General features: G+C 54.7%; 2 protein-coding genes. One reads left to right on the forward strand and one right to left on the reverse strand.

Translation table 11 applies throughout. The annotated features are described in order from the left end of the window. Positions 1-743: IS3 family transposase (locus ACFO27_RS12140; RefSeq protein WP_376817557.1), on the forward strand; the 743-nt coding region annotated here is incomplete at its 5' end. Here ACFO27_RS12140 and ACFO27_RS12145 read toward each other — a convergent pair. After that, complete coding sequence (locus ACFO27_RS12145; protein WP_376817558.1) at positions 693-1,121, reverse strand: virulence RhuM family protein; 429 nt, start codon at positions 1,119-1,121, stop codon at positions 693-695. The genes ACFO27_RS12140 and ACFO27_RS12145 overlap by 51 nt on opposite strands. Positions 1,122-1,513: the final 392 nt, after the last annotated feature.

The following is a 1,513-nucleotide window of genomic DNA, read 5'->3' on the forward strand; positions in this document are numbered from 1 at the left end:
GTCAACGGGCCAACGAGCGGCTGCTGGGTCGAATCCGCGAGAGCTTCCTGGCCAGCGACCAGACGTATGGTAGCCCTCGGGTATGGCGGGATCTGCGCGCCTGGGGCGAGCACTGCGGCAGGCATCGCGTGGCACGTCTGATGCGCCACGCAAACGTTGTGGCCCGGGCCAAGCGTCGTCGTCATCCGTCCGATACCGGATCCAGGTCGGCCCATTCCATTGCCGCCAACGTGTTGGATCGCGACTTTACGGCCAGTGCGCCGAACCAGAAATGGGTAGCCGACTTTACCTACGTCTGGACGGCAGAGGGCTGGCTCTACGTCGCCGCGGTCATGGACTTGTACTCACGGCGTATCGTCGGCTGGTCCATGCAGGCCACCATGACCTCGCAACTGGTGACTGACGCACTCATGATGGCGTTGCATCGTCGCGGCCGGCCGCGCGAAGTCCTGCACCACTCCGATCAAGGCAGCCAGTACACCAGCGAGCAGTTCCAGACGCTGTTGGCCGACGCCGGGATCGTGTGCAGCATGAGTAAGCAAGGGGACTGCTGGGATAATGCCGCCATGGAGAGCTTCTTCTCCACGCTGAAGACCGAGCGGCTGAGTCGGCGCATCCACCGATCCCGGGACGAATGCCGGGCTGAGGTGTTCGACTATATCGAGCGGTTCTACAACGCGCGGCGCCAGCACTCAACGTTGGGATACGTCAGCCCCATGCAGTTCGAGGCGGCGGCTTGTTAGGTTAAACAACCTGTCCGGAGTGATAGGGCAAGCCCAGTAGCCCTGAGTCAGGTGATCACGCAGCACGCGGGTAGCCCATTGGCGAAACCGTGTGGCACGATTGGAGTTGACACGATAACCTACGGAGATGATGGCATCCAGGTTGTAGTACTCCACCCGATAAATTTTGCCATCGGCGGCAGTTGTTGCTTTTTTTGCAACAACTGCTTCACGCTCCAATTCCTCTGTAGTGAAAACATTGCGCAAGTGGCGCGAAATCACGGACTTATCGCGTCCGAACAAGTCGGCAATTTGCTGCAGACTAAGCCACAGCGACTCCCCCTCCAACCTGACTTCTACCGATTGGCTGCCACCTTCAAATATGACGATTTCACTCATAAGCAACCTTTGCATCTGCGAGGACAGATCACGAATCTTATCCGGATCCAATCACGCTCCACATGCCTACTCTGCCCGCAATCAAAGCTGACCAAGCAAAATAACCTCGCCAAGGGCGCACGAGCATGACCTCGGCTCGATGCTATGTGATAAACAAAAATCATCACATGACATCGGAAAATATTGCCATAGCATGCTTCTTACATACCATGAAAAATGCCATTGATAATGCAAAAAACATCATCAATGGCATTCATTTTATAAAACAAAATCAATTAGTTATAAAACAACCTCACTCCCACTCAATTATCAACAAGAGGAACATAGCCAGCATTTACGCGGCTCTCAGTTGTGGCACAAGTTCCAATACCATGAAAAATACCATGTTCAAC

Origin of the sequence: Castellaniella denitrificans (genome assembly GCF_042653765.1) — a bacterium.
Lineage (GTDB): Bacteria > Pseudomonadota > Gammaproteobacteria > Burkholderiales > Burkholderiaceae_B > Castellaniella > Castellaniella denitrificans.

What these genes read in the sequence shown, in the direction of transcription:
- ACFO27_RS12145 (WP_376817558.1), bottom strand. Translation starts at nt 1,121, where the DNA reads ATGAGTGAAATCGTCATATTTGAAGGTGGCAGCCAATCGGTAGAAGTC.